This window comes from Microseira wollei NIES-4236, from assembly GCF_020521235.1.
GTDB lineage: Bacteria > Cyanobacteriota > Cyanobacteriia > Cyanobacteriales > Aerosakkonemataceae > Microseira > Microseira wollei.
Genome location: NZ_BLAY01000198.1, coordinates 1 through 17,223, shown reverse-complemented (window position 1 = coordinate 17,223; position 17,223 = coordinate 1). Strand labels below are relative to the sequence as shown.

Sequence of the window (17,223 nt, the reverse complement as noted above, 5' to 3'; positions counted from 1 at the left end):
CACCCCACAAGACAAACCAGATGGGGCGGGCAAGATGCCCACCCCACAAGACAAACCAGATGGGGCGGGCAAGATGCCCACCCCACAAGACAAACCAGATGGGGCGGGCAAGATGCCCACCCCACAATACAAAGCATATGGCTTGTGGGGCAGGCTTCTTGTGGGGCGCCTTGTGGGGCGCCTTGTGGGGCAGGCGTCTCGCCTGCCCCAGAAAAAGATGCCGATTTTCCATCTAAAATCCCCAATCTAAACTCTAAAATCGCCTACAGTGGCTTATTACCAGCTGGGGAAGCGGCGTTACAGCAATGGGAAATTCTCTGGAATCAGGGATACCGCACGTTTAAATGGAAAATTGGTGTTTCTCCAATTCAAGAGGAATTGAAGATTTTTCACCAACTTGTTGGGGCATTACCAAAATCAGCCAAACTGCGATTAGATGCCAATGGAGGGTTAAATTGGCAGCAAGCAAACGCATGGTTACAAGAGTGCGATCGCATTCCTCAAATCGAATTTTTAGAACAACCTTTGCCGGATAACCAAGTCAGCGACATGCTGGATTTAAGTACTCGGTATTGTTGTGCGATCGCTTTAGATGAATCCGTAGCAACTATCGACCAAATGCAAGCTTGTTATCGATTGGGGTGGCGGGGAATCTTTGTCATAAAACCTGCGATCGCAGGTTCCCCTTCTCGCTTGCGTCAGTTTTGCCAAAAATACAATATCGATGCGGTATACTCTTCTGTATTTGAAACTGCAATAGGCAGACAAGCAGCATTGCAACTTGCCGCGCTTCTTTCTCACCCGCATCGGGCGATTGGTTTTGGCGTCAACCACTTCTTTGCAGAAGATGAAGCAACTTGGATCTGGCAATTATGGAACAACTCTTAATTGATTTAAAACAGCGTGGGGATGAAGATTGGTTAATCGGTTATGACAGCCGGGAATTTACCCAACAAGCTGTTGAATTATATTTGCACTTAAAAGAGAAATCCCATCGCGACGCGCCGCCCAAAATTATTTTAGCTGAACGCAACCCCATCAAATTTATAGCCGGATTCATCGCCGCCACTGCTGCCAATTGTCCAGTATTTCTCTGTAACCCCGATTGGGTAGAATCCGAATGGCAACAAGTCTTTGAATTAGTCCAACCAGACCTAATTTTAGGACAAGAAGCACAAGCACAGAGCAAATTATTTGGGCATTCATTACCCATTACCAATTACCCATTACCCATTACCCATGCCCCAATAATGATTCCCACCGGAGGCTCATCGGGCAAGATTCGATTTGCCATTCATACCTGGGAAACTTTAATCGCATCCCTTAGGGGATTTAAGCAGTATTTTGATGTAAAACAAGTCAATTCTTTTTGCGTTTTGCCGCTTTATCACGTCAGCGGTTTAATGCAATTTATGCGTTCCTTCGCCACAGGCGGGCGTTTAGTTATTTTACCATTTAAAGCGCTAGAATTAGGCAATAAAACTGATATCAAACCAGCCGAATATTTTATTTCCCTAGTTCCAACCCAACTCCAACGCCTGCTGCAACAAGAATCTAAATGGTTATCTGAATTTGCCACAGTATTATTAGGAGGCGCACCCGCTTGGACCGAACTTCTGGAAACCGCAAGAAACTACCGCATTCGGTTAGCACCTACCTACGGCATGACAGAAACCGCCTCGCAAATTGTGACGCTAAAACCCGATGATTTTCTCAAGGGTAATAATAGCTGCGGACAAGTTTTACCTCATGTAACGGTGACAATTTGCAGCGCTAAAGGCGAAATATTAGCTCCAAGAAATACAGGAAATATTGCGATTAAATCTAAGTCTTTATTTTTAGGTTATTATCCAGAAGAAAACCAAATAAAAACAACTTTTCAACCAGATGACTTAGGATATTTTGACGAAAAAGGTTATTTACATATTATCGGACGCAACAGTAATAAAATTATTACCGGCGGTGAAAATGTATTTCCATCAGAGGTAGAAGCAGCGATTCAATCGACTAATTTAGTGATCGATGTCTGCGTAATTGGATTACCAGATCGCCATTGGGGTCAAGTGGTAACAGCGATTTACATTCCCAAACATCCCAAAGTTTCAACGGATATTTTAAAAACAGCGCTTGAGGATAAATTGTGCAAATTCAAGCGACCTAAATATTGGTTTCCGGTTGAAAGTTTGCCGCGCAATGCACAAGGAAAGGTGAACCGGGAAAAACTAAAAAAACTGTCAATGGGGCTAATAGCTAACTCAAGTTGCTAATTATCTCAATGGCTAATGGCTCCTAGAGATCGCAATTAGCCATTAGCAATTAGCAAGCTTGCAACTTGCGTTAGCTAATAAGTCACCTTTGAATTCCACGGGTTAAAAGTTCGTCGCTCCCAATTTCTGGAGTATCAACGATATCTCGCTCGGTTCGACTCCAAGTTGTCTGACGCTGCATCAGAAAAGCTAGATAAAGTGGAATTTTCCAAAGAATGTAAAAAGGTACAGCTAAAAGCGTTAGTGCTGGTAATTCGTCGTACCCGAACTTAGCCCAACTCCCCACAATCGAAACGAAAATCAGAAGACCTTCTATTGCTAAGAAATTAGTTGGAATCCATGATGCTCCTAATACCCCTGCTAATAATGCTACCCCTATAGCAGCCGTCCAGATTACGACTAACAGGGAAAGTGGGGGTATGGACAAATCTAGTGCGATCGCTAACAAATCAAAGCGTCTCTGGCGAACAGATTCTTTTAGCAACAAAGGAATTTGTGTCAGTATAATCTCTAAATGACCGTGTTCCCATCGCGTCCTTTGACTTTTGGCAGCTTCCTGTTTCATCAGACGCCCGGTTATTTCAGCCTCCTGGGCAAATGCTGGGGGATATCCAGCGATACTTAAATCCACAGATAACTGCATATCATCAGCAGTTTTACCACCAGCTAAACAGACTTTGGAAATCGCCGACCAGGGAAAAGCCATACCCGATCCTGTTAACAATACCGGGCATCCCAGTCGCTGTAAACCCCGAAAACGGACTAAATTCTTCACCTTGATTGCTAACATCGAGATCGAATCTTTCAATCCCGGATTGTCTTTTTGTTTCATCAGATAGGTTGCTTGGACAGGTCGGTTTAATGCCATTGCTTGTCGGACAATCCGATCGATTGTGCCAGTATGAACGATACAGTCGGCATCGATTACTACAACTACATCGGGTGGATCTAATTTGATGAAGCGCAGACCATAATCTAGGGCGTACCCTTTTCCCCTCACATCGGGATTAATTCTTTCGATTACCTTCGCACCAGATGCACGGGCGAGCGCAGCTGTTTCATCAGTGCAATTATCCGCTATCACTACCACCCGGTCTAGCTCTGTTAACTGTGGCATTATTGTCAAGAGGGTTGTCTGAATGTCTGCTGCTTCATTGTGCGCTGGAATCAATACAGCAACACGAGGACGATCCCCCCCAGCATCCCATTTTTCACCTCCATCGGGCAACAATGCTGCACTGCATTCGATCAAAAGAACCGCAATCGGAACTCCAATTCCAATGGCGATTACCAATAGGACAATATTCACAAGTAGATGCATGGTTTAACCCTCGGCAAATCGATAGTAGACCTTGACATGTTGCCAGCCTAAATTGGCAATTTAAGCCGACGCTCAAAATTTTTCCCTTATCCTATACCCAATTCACCTGTCAAGACATTCGCAATTACTAACGCAAGTTGCTAGTTATAAACTTTGGCGTTGCAAGCTTGCAAGCTTGCAAGCTTGCTAATATAGGATTTTTACTGACATTAGCCATGAGCCATTAGCTTCCATTGCTATGCATGAGATAACTAGCAACTTGAGTTACTACTTGATTATTAGTAACAATGAACTTTGATAAACCTAGCTATAGATAGATTATTTATATCCGTCTACAGATAGATTTTTATATGTTTCAGAGGCGATATGAAACAGAGTTTTTGGTATTGATAAACACCTTGTATTTTTTCATACATAAATTCAATTTCAGAGCGGGGATGAAAAGTAATTTATATTACATTAATTGCTGTTTAGATTCCCCTAAATGCCGCTTTTTAAGCTGGCGCTGGGGGAGCGAATACTTTTCAAACACCCTCTCATATCATGTCCGCTTGAATACCCATAGTTAGGGCTGACGCCCAGACGCGGGGACACGGGGAAGCGGAGAGTTTTAATTAAGGGCTATTTGCCGGACATCATATCAATCCTCTGTTTCTTCCCACTGGTGCAACCATTGCATCATTTCTGCCGGTATTTGTTTTCTAGTTCTGCCAATAGGATCGATACAAACGTGTCTGGAAATTGCTTTAGCAACTAACTGCTCTGACTCTGCCATAACAATTTGATAAACAGTTTCAAATTTCTCCCGCGTTAATTGTTTTGAAGTTAAGTAAATATTTATCTGCTCGCCGCAAAACATAGGGCGAAAAAAATCTACACTAGCGTGAACAATCGGAATAGCAACTGCTTGATTGCTGAAAAACAACTTAAGATTAATCCCCGATGCAGCGAGGGATGCTTCATAAGCTTCGTGACACATGGCTAGCACGTTAGCGAAGTAAACCACACCAGCCGCATCGGTATCTTGAAAGCGGATAGTTCGAGTATAAGTGAATGGCATTTGATGGTATTATGGCTAAAAGGTGGGGAATGCCCACCCTATGCGATCGCTCTCACCAGAAAACTTCTAACCTTTGTTTTTTATCAGCATCACATCGATAATTTTGATGGCTGTTTCTTCTGGTATTTCTAAAAGGTGATGCAGGTCGTTCAAAAGATTTTCTTCCTCATCAGTCACTTCACCATCAGATAAAATGATATCAGTTGCTACGGCAAAAGCTGTTTCTTTTAAATCGTCTGGAAGTGTAGCGATCGCAGCATTAAATAGCACATCAACACCATCCCGTTGCAGAATACTCAAGAGTCGATCGATCATTTTTCGCATCACGTCGTCCGGATAGCTCCTGAACAGCTGCATTCGAGATAAACTGGTGCTAATAACTCGCGCTTCCGAATCGGTCATGTAACCGTCTGCGGCTACGGCAACTAATGCGATTGCAGCAAATGCTTCGGCAGGTCCCAAGGTTGTTTGGGTTGACCTGCGACCGCCGCTGATTTTATCGAACAAGCCCATTGTAGTTTCCTTTTTGTGGAATCATCTTGTCAATATTACATAGTAACTCAAGTTGCTAGTTATAAACTTTGGCGTTGCTAATTGCTAATTGCTAATTGCTAATATAGGATTTTTACTGATTTCGCCGAGTTCCCTGGCGACTGCCTGGGAACGCCATTAGCCATTAGCCGCTCCCAGAGAGATAACTAGCAACTTGAGTTAGTAACTCAAGTTGCTAGTTATAAGTTGTGGCAGTCGTAATTAGTAATAGCTAATGGGTAATTGGATTACAATGCTTTTGCCGTCTTGGCAATTACCCAGATTCAGAAACCCGGTTTCTGAGTAGATTTCTCGCTGTATTACCCACGATTTTTCAGATCACCAAAGTTTCTTTAGCGTCATCAACCCGGTTTCTGAGTATATTTCTCCCTGTATTACCCACGATTTTTCAGATCGCCAAAGTTTCTTTGGCTCGATGTAACTAGCAACTTGAGTTATTTAGATTAGCTCGCGCCTAATTATTTGGCTGCATATTTGCAGGCACTTGCTCCTGGTTGGTGCTAGCAGCTTGCTCCTGGTTGGTGCTAGCAGTTTGATTTGGTGACTTGCTGGGATCTTCTGTAACAAAAGGATTGAAATCCGGTGGCATCGGCGCTATGTCGCGGATGATTAAGATGGGAGCGCAATCTTTGGGTTGTTGCTGAATCCGACTAATTTCTCGCTCAAACTGCTGCCGTCCTTGCTCAAAAAAATCTGGATGATGCTTTTGTAATGAACCAAAGGAACTGTTTGGAATTTGAGCCATTGCAGGAGCAGCTATTCCGACTGAAAGCAGTAGCGCGGTCAGGGATAAAATTCTGGTTTTCATGTTGCTAACCTCCTTATGCTTGCTCTAACCAGCTCAGGGGAGGCAATTTTATAGCGGATTTCAAGAAGCTTTAGGTACAGCCAACAGCCTGAGTTTGTGTAGGGCATTAATGCTGATGCTGCACAAACTTTCCCCGTATGAGGTACGGCTGCAAGCATCTGTATAAGGGCAAATCTAATGAATTCTCTTAGCGCTCTAAATGGCCTTGCTGAATATTATGATTGAGAGCGAGTCTTGATTGATTTAGACTCTATATTATGCTTCGTCTTTGCACTGCCCAATTCCGGATATTTAGCCTATTATTTTTTATTTTAGCAATTCCTACAAATTACCGCTCAGCAAGTGCCAACTCTGCTTTAAGAAAATCAACAAATTGTCGCGCCGTTCTTCCAGAGCGACCGTTATGGCGGGTTGCCCATTGTAAGGCACGAGCGTCTAAATCTTCTTGGGTAAGATTAATTCCTGCTTGGGCTGCTAAATTGCGGACAATGGTTAAATAGGCGTTTTGATCGGCGGGTTCAAAGGTGAGGGTTAAACCAAAGCGATCGCTAAACGAAAGTTTCTCCTGCATCGTATCCCAGGCGTGGATTTCTTCGCGCTCGCTGGGACGGGGTCGATCGTCAAAAAACTCGCGAATCAAATGCCGCCTGTTAGAAGTTGCATACACTACCACATTTGGCGGACGCGCGGTGACGCTGCCTTCTAAAACCACTTTTAAAGCTTTAAACCCATCGTCATCTTCTTCAAAACTAAGGTCATCGACAAAAATAATAAATTTCTGGGGAACGCCGCGCAACGAATCCACAATTTGCGGTAAATCTTTCAAGTCGGATTTGGCAACTTCGATTAACCGGAGATTGCCAGATCTATACTTATTCAACAACCCTTTCACCAAGGAAGATTTCCCCGACCCGCGACTGCCATAAAGCAATACGTGCAAAGCGGGATATCCTGCGAGTAAAAACTCGGTATTCTTCAGGAGCGCATCTCGCTGGGACTCGTAAGCGAATAACTCGGTTAACTGTACCGGATCGGGGTGCCCGATGCCTACCAACTGTCCCGACACCCAGCGCAACGCGCGATACTTGGCAAATAAACCCGTGCCGCACTGTCGGTAATAAGCTGCTAAATCTTCCAACCCATCTGCCCAATTTTCCAATTGTTGCAGCGAGTTGATAATTTTTGCTTCTTCCTGGGATGGCGTGGTTGTCTCATTCTGTTCCTGATACCAGGCGACGGGTGCTAAAGGCAGTCCGGACGCTTCCTGTACCCAATGACTCAGTTGAGTACCGCTGCATTCGTAGAGACTTTGCAACGCTTGCAGATCCTGCTGTGCTGCGGCGACTAAAGCGGGTGGTAAATTCTCTAATTCCGTTTGCTGGACTTGTTGGGTAAAAGGATTATCGTTGAGAAGAATTTGCATCATCAGATAATCTTGCCAGCTTTGACGCACCGCCGCAGCAGCTCTAAACCAGCGACCGTAAGCTTGAAGATAACTCAATCCATCCCGATCTCGGTGTCGCAGGGTTTGCAATAAGTCGAGAAAGCTGCCACCGACTTCCCCGAAGAGAACCGACTGGTACAGCAACAGGGACGCCGCTTGGCGCTGGAGGAACTGGATGGAAGCGATCGCACTAGCATCAAACGAAGACATGATTGGCATTTTAGAGCAAAACTAACCCAAATCTTCCCGATTTCAATTTTTAATTTTTATTCTATCAACCAAAAATTATACTTCGTATAAAGCTGGAGCGGAAATATTAAAAAATTAAAAAGATTGAGAGAATATTTATTACGCCAAATTAAAGTTATGTAAAGATGCTCGTAGTGAACAGAAATAAGAGCAATAAAAATAGTATTAAATAGATTATTGTGAACAGAAAAGATAGGAATGCTTTAGTAATTTTAGAAAAATTCTCAATAACCGTCTAGGTGAAAAACCTAGAGCAACCCTAACAACGATGTAAGGGTTTGACAAGGAAGGCATGGAGCTGCACGGCAAAAACTAAAATTTTAGCCGTGCAGAAGCTTACCTTAAAAGGTAAGCAAATCGGAGGGAGACTGGAAACAAGCTTGCAAAATACCAATTAGCAAGGAAAGAAGTTTGGAGTATGGCTTACAAAATACCTGGCTGCTGTTTAGGTTGTGATAGCTGCCGTACCCATTGTCCTACGGGTGCAATCAAAGTGGAAGGCGGCGAAGAATATTGGATAGACCCTAGTCTTTGTAACAACTGCGAGGGTTATTATCCAGAACCGCAATGTTTGGCGTTTTGTCCAATTGAATGTCCGGTGCCATCGGAGCCAAAAAAGGGACGATATAAAGCCGATGCCAGACCAATAACAAGTCCCAACTTATTTGCCAATGGGAAAAATAATCCCTTTGCGTCGGCGATGGTGATATGGGAACTTTGCAACCTTTTGGCACAGGGACAATCGCTACCTTGGAAGGTGGATGAAGTGGGGGCGCCATATTACGAGCGGGAAGTTAATGGAGGTCGAGGAGCGATCGCATACCGAATTAGCGATAGCATCGCCAACGATACGCCCCCCCTCAGCGGCGAGAAAGCCGTGTTAGAGATAGAATCGCTTGATATCAGGGCAGCTTGTATGCACCTGATCTATGCTGCCCACGCTACCACCCTGGAAAAGCCGTGGGAGCAGGAATTTTTGATTAGCGATCGCCAAATCGAGGAATATTTAGGATTGGAGAAACGCAAGGACTTAAGCAAATCCTTCAAACTATCTCTAATCCGAGAACTAGCCGAACAACCTTGCCTAATTACAGGTGAAATTCATTGGCCCAAACAAGGTAAAATCAACGGATTCTCAACCTCACCAAATCACCTGTGGCACCTAGTAGAAATTCAATACCACTTCCAAGCCGACGAGTTGGGGTGCAAACATCTAATCGGCTTAACTTTCAAAGTTCGGGCTGGTATTTGGGCACAGTATTTCTTGAACAAACAAGCGTGTAAAGAGCAAACCGCTTTTTATCAGTATGGCGTCTTGCCCAAATCGCTTTTAACCAACGTTATGAGCATCTGGCAGCAACATGAAGGCGCTGCCCGCATCATGTTGTGGCTGCTATTTAAAACCAAAATGGGCAAAGAGCAGCGCATCACCGTGCCAACTTTAATGCGAATAGCCTATGGCGAAGAAAAAGTCGCCTTAGCCTCGCAAAAACGCGAAGAACGCAAGCGGTTATTGCGGGCGTTTGAAAGCGATTTAGAATGTCTCCATAACCACGGTTTAAAACCCGTATTCGATCCCGTTACTTACCCCCCAGAAATACAACCCCTCTGGGCAAAATTAGGCGACCTTCCAGAGGATGGCGACGACGCCTTAGATTTCTGGATTAACGATGCCAATAACGACACGCGCATCACCGATGCGGGACCTCGCGGCAAGTGGAATTTGTTAATGAATGCCCGCATTTCGTGGTTTGAAATTCCCCCCGACTGGGAATACGCAGGAGAGGGCGAGAAAAAGAAACGAACCCCTAGCGGCAAAAAAACCAAGTCAAAAGAACGCTCAGTTCTTTTAGCCGAACAAATTATGGCAGCCCGAAAAAACCAGGGCATCAGTCAGCGAGACTTAGCCAAACTCACAGGCAAAAGCCAAAGTTGGGTTCGGGACTTAGAAAAAGGGCGCTTATCTGCCAAATTTGAAGATCAAATGTTGCTGCGAAAAGTTCTAGGTTTGGCTTGATTAATTGCTGGCTAATTGCTAATTGCTAATTGTCGAAGGTGAGTCTTTTGACTATTAGCCATTAGCCATTAGCCATTAGCCATTAGCCATTAGCCATTACCTTTTTCTCAAATACCATGAAATGCTGCTGAGGTAAAAATTCTTGCGTTTCTTTCCAAACTAAACCTACTGCTGACATTTCTTTCTTGACTTGTATTTGAGTCATTTTATGCAGCGCTTTAATCGGAATAAAAGGATTTTCACCCCGATATTCGACTAAAATAACTCGTCCGCCTGGTTTCAGCGCCTTGACTACCTCTGACATCATCTCAAACGGATATTCAAATTCGTGGTAAGCATCCACCATGAAGGCCAGGTCAATCGTATCGGGTGGGAGATTGGGAGAAGTAATGCTGCCTAAAATTGGCTCAACATTGGTAATATTTTTCTCTTGTTTTAACGAGTCCAGAATATCGAGCATTTCCGGTTGAATATCGACGGCGAGTACCTTTCCTTGCGGGACTAAAGATGCAATGCGAAAGCTAAAATAACCCGTTCCTGCACCGATATCTGCTACTATATCCGTCGGCTGTAAATTCAGCGCGTCGATCGCAAGTCTGGGGCGTTCTTCAAAACCTCGCGTCGGTCTTTCTAACCACCCCGCTACCTGGTGTCCCATGACTTTAGCAATTTCTCGATTCATGTAGAATTTGCCAATGCCATCAGTACTATGCTTAACTCGCTGTTGATAAATAACATTAGTATCTGCAATCAAACTCGTAGCAAGTGCAAAAGCAGGATTGAGGACTAAAGTCCTCACTACTAACAGCAGGATGATAAAGCTGAGGATAATTGCGCGCATTCGTTCGTAGTAAGGACTTCAGTCCTGATTGTTTCTAACAAAGGCGAGTACAGCAGCGGCAGAACCCGAACCACCTTTAAGACGCAAGACACCAATTACCAAAGTAGTACCTTTTGGTGGCAGTTGATCTAAATTAGTCAAATTTTCCAATACAATGCGGGGTTTTTCTAGTACCAGGCGGTTTGTGGCAAATGTTGCATTCAAACCCGCATCTACGCCGTGTGTATCTATTCCAACACCGGCTATTTGACGCGCTCGCAGCAAAAATTGCGTCGCCTCGCTGCTAAAGCCTGGAAAATGAAGGTTTCCATCAGCATCTTGGTTTAAAAAAGCTTGACTGTCAGACCACTTTTGTTGCCAGCCTGTATATAATAGCACCACGATCCCCGCCGGAATTTGACCGTATTGTTGTTCCCAGGATAGGATATCTGCGATCGCTAACTCATAATCGGAATCAACCATCGTTTTTGCGCGGATATCGATGACTACCGCCGGAACAATTAACGACTCAGCAGAATAGGCATCAATTCCAACACCTGAAGCGTGAAAACTATTGGGTGCATTCATATGAGTTGCACTATGTTCTCCAAGGGAAAACCGCCGCAAATAATAGCCATCTTTGGCGATTTCTGCGATAGTTTCAAATTCGACTTTTGGGTCACCAGGCCATTGAGGAATATCGGGGTCAATGATATGACTTAAATCGATAACTTTTGAGTAAGTAATGCTTTTTTCACCAGCGGTCGGCAGACCCTCCCTACCCTCGTACCCAGGCTGAGCCTGGGAGGGAGTCAACTCGCTCCCAGGCTGAGCCTGGGAGCGATAGTAGGGAGGCTCTGCCTCTAGTGTCAACTCGCTCCCAGGCTGAGCCTGGGAGCGATAGTAAGGAGGCTCTGCCTCTGGATTCTTCTGAGTTAATTGTTTTAATGTCGCTTCCATTACTGCGGTTGTTTGACCCGTGACAGTAAAAACCAAAGCTTCTCGATAAACTCGTTGTGCCGGGTGGTTAATATAATTAGCTGCACCGCTAGAAACGGTCACTGCTGCATGGGCGCAACGTCCTGCTAAATCAATTGCTTGGGCGCGAAGTTGGAGTTTTTCATCTAAAGTAAAGCTGGGATTTTTTTCGGCTGCTTTAATAGCAGTTCGACAGCGAGAAAGTTCCTGAGTGAGAGAGTCAAAAGCTTTAGGAATAAACGGCAGGGATTTATTTTGTAAAGTGTTTTCTAGAATATCAAGTCCGGATCTGGCGCATCCCATTGCTAGAAAAGTTGAGCGCAAGACGTTTTTTTTATCATTTTCATGTATCCAACCCGGAGGTTTGATAGAAACGATGATATCGTCAGTTAAAAACCAATTTTTCAGGGTAGCAGTTACCGTATTCGTCGATGTCATCGCCGCCAGTTCCATCGGCTGACTGAAGGTAATATTACCGCCTGTTTCTTGATAAGTTTCCACCAGCGGCACGATCCCAAAAACAGCCCGACCATCGGGTAAACTAGCGGCAACAATAAACTCTTGAAATAAACCCCATCCCGTCACCCAAGGCACAAATCCGTTGAGCAAATAACCGCCATCTACGGGAAGGGCTAAAATAACTGGGTCGCCTTCCCGTCGCAGTTGAGAAAAACCAATGCCTAGCAAAACCTCACCGTTACTCATGCGGGGAAGATATGCTTGCATCAGCGAGGAGTTTCGACCTTCAAAGATCATACCGGCAGCACTTTGGTGTTGCACCTGCAAGAAAGCTAAAGCACCGGAATATCGGGCAACTAATTCTTGAAAAGATTGAAAGGTTTCTTCATTCGCTCCCGCACCGTTCCACTCGGTCGGAATTCTCAGTGCCAGGACGCCCAATTCGCCCAGACCTTGGAGCGCTTGAAATAAAGTGTCTGAATCCCTATCTATTTTATTGGCTATCGGGGCTACCGATCTTTGTAGGTAAGATTCGATCGAGTCGAGTAAGTTTGATAGAACTTTCATTAGAATCACCGGGAAACTGCATCCCCTTAGGGAAAATTTCTATTGACAAAAACGCGATTTTCTTGATTGCATCAAATCCAGCGTTGCCGATGTAGATGCAACGAGAACAACGCGAGCCTTTTTCATTCATTATCCAGCCGGTTGCTTCTACTAATTCACCATCCTGTCTTTCTGACTTCGTTGCTGTTGAGACAGTTTCTGCCTCTCTGGCTCGATTTGGATCTAGAGTAACTAAATCTACCATTAAAACTTCCCCGCCCAGCGGGTCGTCGGGAGCGCTTTATTGTATAATCTAAAACAGCATCCTGCGTAGCCAAAATTTTTGATGCGGTTTTTTGATCAACTTTTGCCAGAAACCCGGTTTTTTGAAAAAACCGGGTTTCTAGTGCCGCTTATAGAACAGAGAGTGGGTTTGGGGGGAGAGGTTTTCCCTAGATATTCACTGTAATAAAACGACTCGTAATTTGATCTTGGGTTACATCAATAACGCTAGCCACAAACGGCCCATTTGCACCGACCCTAATCAAGGTAACTTCTGTCGAACCATTCCCATCACGATCGAAAGATGTAGGTGTAATCAGACCCTCGTTGATGAACCTTGTTCCCCGACCCGAACCTACAAAAAGGCCATAAACTTGAGCGGAAGGTAATGTCTCTGTACTAAATGTAAGTTGGTTCGCTGACAGTCCTCCGCTAAGTCCAATAGAGTCACTCGATGGATCGAAGTCGAGAATCAGCTGTGGGACAGTTTGGGTAATTGTATCGCTTGTATTGCCCAAAAGCAAATCCTGTCTGAATACAAACACATCACTACCTGCGCCGCCAACATTTATATTGACACCCCTATCGCCAATTAAAGTATCGTTACCATTTCCACCAATTAAATAGTCATCACCTTTGCCACCCCGGAGCAAGTCATCTCCATCTCCGCCATTGATAAAATCATCTGCTTGCATACCGTTGAGGATGTCATTGTTAGCTTGTGCAAAAATGTTATCGTTCCCTTCACCACCAAATAGGCTATCGTTACCCGCAGCACCTAAAAGACTGTCGTTGCCAGCACCGCCCAATACCAAATCTCCGTCCGATGAACCCGTTATTGTATCGTTTCCTGCCAAACCCCGTAACCCACCCGGCAGCGTGCTTAGTAGCCCTGAAGTAATCGTAAAATTGTCAACTTCGGGAGTTAAGTCAAAAAAAGGAAAATTTGCTGGCATATTTATTACCTTTTCCTGTAAAAGCACATCAATTATAAAGGCTTTTTGGAAAAATTTTAGAGCCAGATAAAAAAATTGTGGAAAAAACTAGACGTTAAGCGATTGTCCTGGAAGGTTGCAGGCATATTAAAAACAGAACTTACAGCAGTTATTTTTCCCCCTCTCAGCAGAGGGGGAGAGGGGGATAGGGGGAAGAGGTGAAAATCTTAGCTTTAGAGTTTGGCGGAACCAAGCACGGCGCCGCTTGACTAAATTTAGGTGAAAAACAGTGGATGGCTCACAAACGCGCCCTCTCGCCGCCTAATCCGAATTTTAGGACGGATATGGAGATAATGCGATCGCTCGCGAGCGACCTTTTACAAAACGAAACACCCGCTGCTATAGGCGTCAGTTTCGGTGGCTCAGTCGATGCTACCACCGGCACGGTACGTTTATCCCACCAGGTTGAAGGATGGGAAAATACCGGTGCGGTGGCACTAGCATCTGATATCCTGTCTGGTTGATTGCGTCTTGAGAGAGGCGGGTTTAGCCAAGCTGTCTGTTAGAGTTTGAAAGTTATTGGTAAAACCCGCCCCAAAAATTCTCACCTACCCGCCTGCTCACCCGCTCACCTGCTATGATTCGTCCTGCTACACCCGCTGATGTTGCCGCCATTTTGCCGATGGTTGCCAAGATTTGTGCGTTGCATGAAACTTGGAATGAGGCGAAATATGGATTTTTACCCAATCCAGAACAGCGTTACGAGGGATGGTTGAAAAGATTGGCGATGAACGAACGCAGCGTTTTCCTAGTCGCCTCTGCACCCGAACAACCGGGCAAATTAGTTGGATTTATAGTAGCAACGGTAGAGAAAGAAATACCCATCTATCGTTTAAAAGAATATGCTTTTATTCACGACCTTTGGGTGGAAGAAGAATATCGCCGCAGTGGAATCGCGCGACAAATGGTCATGGAAAGCATTGACCAATTTAAGCTCAGGGGAGTCAAACAAATTCGGCTCGATCTCGATGCGGTTAACGAATCGGCGCGGCGGTTGTTTTCCTCCTGCGGCTTTCGGGTTAGCACGATAGAAATGCTGGTAGAATTGGAGTCACTTTGACGAATCAGGACTTATGCAAAGGCGTTGCCAGAAACCCGGTTTCGACCGTCGTTCGCGAAGCGGAAGGGAGGCATATCTCTGGTTGCCTTTCCCAACGATTTTTCATAGAAACCGGGAATATGAGCGTAAGTCCTAACGAATTTTAAATTAAGGATACCCAATCGCGATCGCCAGGTTTCAACAATTTTTACAGTTATGCTCTGCCTCTGCTCTAAACGCGGTTGCTCCGCGCTTTTGGCTGCAGTTCTCTAATGTTTTAATAGTCGTTGTCGGCTTAGTTTTTGGTTTAATGCTGGGGTTTGTCATCCAAGTCATCAACAATGTTTTCTACACCCCCCATGAAGTGGAATCAGAAACAAAGCTGCCAGTAATATCGTTGACCGTTGCATCATAATTACGACCTGTAGGGGCAATTAGCAATTAGCAATTAGCAAGCTTGCAAGAAAGCTAATCAGTCCGATATTGTTTCTATGTCAGGCTATATCTCCCATGAGCTTCAACGATGTCTAGAAACTACAAATCGTTATATTCTGCTTGTACGTTGGCAGCAATTAGAAGACCATACGGTTGGATTTCGAGCATCGCCAAAATATCAAGAGTGGCGCTCCCTACTCCACCACTTCTACGATCTATTTCCCACTGTGGAGCATTATGAAAGCGTTTTGTTTAACTCTGGATCTGAGTGTCCATGATACTCCCTGAATTTTCATTATATGGGAAAATGGATGCGGTACGTCGGTCTTAAAAAGGGAGATTGAGACCCCCCTAAATCCCCCTTTTTAAGCGAGATTAAGCTCCTCAAATTGCCAGTCCCCCTTTTTAAGCGAGATTAAGCTCCTCAAATTGCCAGTCCCCCTTTTTAAGGGGGATTCAGATCGTCAAATTGCCAGTCCCCCTTTTTAAGGGGGATTCAGATCGTCAAATTGCCAGTCCCCCTTTTTAAGCGAAATTAAGCTCCTCAAATTGCCAGTCCCCCTTTTTAAGCGAAATTAAGCTCCTCAAATTGCCAGTCCCCCTTTTTAAGGGGGATTTAGATCGTCAAATTGCCAGTCCCCCTTTTTAAGGGGGATTTAGGGGGATCTCTTACACCCCACTAATCTGCACAAACACAGTTCTTTTTCTCGGCCCATCCAAATCAAAAAATAACACAGATTGGTAAGTTCCCAAACCCAATTGACCATCTACAACCGGAATTACTTCACTCGTACTCAAAGTCATCGCCATCAAGTGCGAGTGAGCATTCATCGGTTCATCCGGCGGGATATTTGTTCTTAAATGCAGGTCGTTATGCAAGTACTTATCCGATTCCGGCGCTAACTTTCTCAGATATACTTTAATATCTTCGAGCAACCTTTCCTCATATTCATTAATCGCCAAAGCTGTTGTCGTGTGACGAGAAAACACTAAAACCTGCCCCGTTTTGATCCCACTAGCCTCTAGAATTTTTGTCAGTTCAGGCGTAATATTATAAATGTTGATTCCGGCATCGGTTTCTAATTCAACAATTTCATTTATAATCTGCATAAGTAGTTAGTTCTTAGTTGTCAGTTGTCATTGTATCAGATGGTACTTGACTTGGTGCGATTTAAATCCCTTTTTTACAGGACTGGCGACAGCATTAAGTCCATTTTAATGGACTTGAGCTATTAGCCCGCAAATTGATTTGCGGGCGGGTCGTCGGGCAGGTGCAAGATTTAAGTACTCTAAAAAAGAGTCGTTAAGTGAGGAAGCTATCGTGAATTATTGGTTAATGAAATCAGAACCTACTGTATACAGCATTGCTGACTTACAGCGAGAACATCAAACGATTTGGGAAGGAGTCCGCAATTACCAAGCGCGCAACTTCCTGCGAGAAATGAAAGTAGGAGATTTAGCCTTTTTCTATCACTCGAACGCGACACCCCCAGGAATTGCCGGATTAATGCGGATTGTCAAAACTAATATTGTAGACCCGACCCAGTTCGATTTTAACAGTAAATACTATGATGAAAAATCTACTCAATATTCCCCAAGGTGGCAGACAGTTGCAGTGGAATTTGTTGAAGCTTTCCCGACAATTTTATCTTTAGAAACACTCAAACAAGAGTTTAGCGACCAAGAGCTATTAGTAGTCAAGCGAGGGAATCGATTATCGGTGATGCCAGTGGCAGAAACAATCGCTGATAAAATTATAGTAGAGGCACGGCATAGATAACTTTTGATTTATCCCCAAAGATTGTATATTGTCGTTATAGTAGAGGCACGGCATAGATAACTTTTGATTTATCCCCAAAGATTGTATATTGTCGTTATAGTAGGGGCACGGCATAGATAACTTTTGATTTATCCCCAAAGATTGTATATTGTCGTTATAGTAGGGGCACGG

At 44.4% G+C, this 17,223-nt stretch carries 17 protein-coding genes and 1 pseudogene; 7 read left to right on the top strand and 11 right to left on the bottom strand.

Annotated elements, in window-relative coordinates:
• Both MiSe_RS40695 and MiSe_RS40690 read left to right on the top strand, forming a co-directional pair.
• Positions 1–888: o-succinylbenzoate synthase (locus tag MiSe_RS40695; protein ID WP_226591539.1), on the top strand; the 888-nt coding region annotated here is incomplete at its 5' end.
• A complete protein-coding gene (locus MiSe_RS40690) occupies positions 873–2,267 on the top strand; it encodes a 2-succinylbenzoate--CoA ligase (RefSeq protein WP_226591536.1) in 1,395 nt (464 codons plus the stop codon). The genes MiSe_RS40695 and MiSe_RS40690, both read left to right, overlap by 16 nt.
• An 82-nt stretch (positions 2,268–2,349) precedes the next feature.
• On the opposite strand, the gene MiSe_RS40685 is transcribed toward MiSe_RS40690, so the two are convergent.
• The 5 genes from MiSe_RS40685 to MiSe_RS40665 form a co-directional block, all read right to left on the bottom strand.
• The gene (locus MiSe_RS40685) at positions 2,350–3,588 is read right to left on the bottom strand and encodes a glycosyltransferase family 2 protein (RefSeq protein ID WP_226591534.1); all 1,239 of its coding nucleotides are present in this window, start codon (positions 3,586–3,588) and stop codon (positions 2,350–2,352) included.
• Positions 3,589–4,228: 640 nt separating this feature from the next.
• Complete coding sequence (locus MiSe_RS40680; RefSeq protein WP_226591532.1) at positions 4,229–4,648, bottom strand: acyl-CoA thioesterase; 420 nt, start codon at positions 4,646–4,648, stop codon at positions 4,229–4,231.
• Positions 4,649–4,714: 66 nt separating this feature from the next.
• Positions 4,715–5,161, bottom strand: a complete 447-nt coding sequence (locus MiSe_RS40675; RefSeq protein ID WP_226591530.1) for a tellurite resistance TerB family protein — start codon at positions 5,159–5,161, stop codon at positions 4,715–4,717.
• A 493-nt stretch (positions 5,162–5,654) separates the two neighbouring features.
• A complete protein-coding gene (locus tag MiSe_RS40670) occupies positions 5,655–6,008 on the bottom strand; it encodes a hypothetical protein (RefSeq protein ID WP_226591528.1) in 354 nt (117 codons plus the stop codon).
• Positions 6,009–6,336: 328 nt separating this feature from the next.
• On the bottom strand, positions 6,337–7,662 hold the full coding sequence (locus MiSe_RS40665; RefSeq protein WP_226591526.1) for an ATP-binding protein: 1,326 nt from the start codon (positions 7,660–7,662) through the stop codon (positions 6,337–6,339).
• 457 nt (positions 7,663–8,119) lie between these two features.
• On the opposite strand from MiSe_RS40665, the gene MiSe_RS40660 reads away from it, so the two are divergent.
• Positions 8,120–9,718 carry a helix-turn-helix domain-containing protein gene (locus MiSe_RS40660; RefSeq protein ID WP_226591524.1) on the top strand — a complete coding sequence of 533 codons (1,599 nt, stop codon included), beginning with the start codon at positions 8,120–8,122 and terminating at the stop codon, positions 9,716–9,718.
• 82 nt (positions 9,719–9,800) lie between these two features.
• Here the strand turns inward: MiSe_RS40660 and MiSe_RS40655 are convergent, their stop codons facing one another.
• The 4 genes from MiSe_RS40655 to MiSe_RS40635 all read right to left on the bottom strand — a co-directional run bounded on the left by MiSe_RS40655 (position 9,801) and on the right by MiSe_RS40635 (position 13,759).
• On the bottom strand, positions 9,801–10,559 hold the full coding sequence (locus MiSe_RS40655) for a class I SAM-dependent methyltransferase (protein ID WP_226591522.1): 759 nt from the start codon (positions 10,557–10,559) through the stop codon (positions 9,801–9,803).
• 18 nt (positions 10,560–10,577) lie between these two features.
• Positions 10,578–12,542 carry a cyclase family protein gene (locus tag MiSe_RS52355; RefSeq protein ID WP_307731636.1) on the bottom strand — a complete coding sequence of 655 codons (1,965 nt, stop codon included), beginning with the start codon at positions 12,540–12,542 and terminating at the stop codon, positions 10,578–10,580.
• Positions 12,469–12,786, bottom strand: a complete 318-nt coding sequence (locus MiSe_RS40640; protein WP_226591520.1) for a hypothetical protein — start codon at positions 12,784–12,786, stop codon at positions 12,469–12,471. The genes MiSe_RS52355 and MiSe_RS40640 overlap by 74 nt, the downstream gene beginning before the upstream one ends.
• A 187-nt stretch (positions 12,787–12,973) precedes the next feature.
• Positions 12,974–13,759: a calcium-binding protein gene (locus tag MiSe_RS40635; RefSeq protein ID WP_226591518.1), complete on the bottom strand. Its 786-nt coding sequence runs from the start codon at positions 13,757–13,759 to the stop codon at positions 12,974–12,976.
• A gap of 197 nt (positions 13,760–13,956) precedes the next feature.
• On the opposite strand from MiSe_RS40635, the pseudogene MiSe_RS40630 reads away from it, so the two are divergent.
• The 3 genes and pseudogenes from MiSe_RS40630 to MiSe_RS40620 all read left to right on the top strand — a co-directional run.
• A pseudogene (locus tag MiSe_RS40630) lies at positions 13,957–14,220 on the top strand (ROK family protein); the annotation flags it as partial.
• A 155-nt stretch (positions 14,221–14,375) separates the two neighbouring features.
• Complete coding sequence (locus MiSe_RS40625) at positions 14,376–14,858, top strand: GNAT family N-acetyltransferase (RefSeq protein WP_226591514.1); 483 nt, start codon at positions 14,376–14,378, stop codon at positions 14,856–14,858.
• A 461-nt stretch (positions 14,859–15,319) separates the two neighbouring features.
• Positions 15,320–15,550: an antibiotic biosynthesis monooxygenase family protein gene (locus MiSe_RS40620; RefSeq protein ID WP_226591541.1), complete on the top strand. Its 231-nt coding sequence runs from the start codon at positions 15,320–15,322 to the stop codon at positions 15,548–15,550.
• Between the two features lie 391 nt (positions 15,551–15,941).
• Here MiSe_RS40620 and MiSe_RS40615 read toward each other — a convergent pair whose 3' ends face one another.
• Positions 15,942–16,382, bottom strand: a complete 441-nt coding sequence (locus tag MiSe_RS40615) for a secondary thiamine-phosphate synthase enzyme YjbQ (protein ID WP_226591512.1) — start codon at positions 16,380–16,382, stop codon at positions 15,942–15,944.
• A gap of 211 nt (positions 16,383–16,593) precedes the next feature.
• Here MiSe_RS40615 and MiSe_RS40610 point away from each other — a divergent pair, with 211 nt between their 5' ends.
• Positions 16,594–17,052: an EVE domain-containing protein gene (locus tag MiSe_RS40610; RefSeq protein WP_226591510.1), complete on the top strand. Its 459-nt coding sequence runs from the start codon at positions 16,594–16,596 to the stop codon at positions 17,050–17,052.
• Here MiSe_RS40610 and MiSe_RS40605 read toward each other — a convergent pair.
• A partial coding sequence (locus MiSe_RS40605) for a hypothetical protein (protein ID WP_226591508.1) occupies positions 16,987–17,223 on the bottom strand: 237 nt, incomplete at its 5' end. The genes MiSe_RS40610 and MiSe_RS40605 overlap by 66 nt on opposite strands.